Source organism: Photorhabdus noenieputensis (assembly GCF_018448935.1).
GTDB lineage: Bacteria > Pseudomonadota > Gammaproteobacteria > Enterobacterales > Enterobacteriaceae > Photorhabdus > Photorhabdus noenieputensis.
The window spans coordinates 1-474 of record NZ_RCWC01000187.1; the positions used below are offsets into that span (position 1 = coordinate 1).

A 474-nucleotide genomic window follows, 5' to 3' on the forward strand; every position below is an offset into this window, starting at 1 on the left:
CCCGGAGCTGTTCTCCTGCGTTGAGGGTGACATTGCCCTGGCTGCTGCCGACCGTGCTGCCTTTGCTAAGCTGGCTGTCACTGTCGGTGGTGACTTTCTGGCTGGCTTTGCCTAAGGTGAAGCCAATGCCGCCCGTGCCCATCAGGCCCGATTTTTTCTCCTGCCGCAAATGGGTTTCATCGTGCGCTTCCGCAGCGGTGGTAACCGTGAGCTGATGACCGGCGTTCAGGCTGACATCCTGCGTGCCCGCCACATTGCTGCCGCGGATATTGAGGTCTTTTCCGGCCTGTATGTTGACCTTATCGCCACTGAATGTGGTACTGAGTGCCTGTCGGTCATGCACTTCATCGTGGGTTTCCACTGACGATTTCGACAGCCAGCCTTTACTGGTTTGTTTACTGTGCTCCACTAAGTCGGATGAGGTTGTACCGGCGGTCAGCGTCAGGTTATTTCCGGCCTGCGCCGTCAGGTGTT

1 protein-coding gene is annotated in these 474 nt (G+C 57.4%); it reads right to left on the reverse strand.

What is annotated here, in order from left to right; genetic code table 11:
• Positions 1–474 (reverse strand): hemagglutinin repeat-containing protein (locus EAE91_RS23765; RefSeq protein ID WP_214090577.1); only part of this gene is annotated, 474 nt, incomplete at both ends.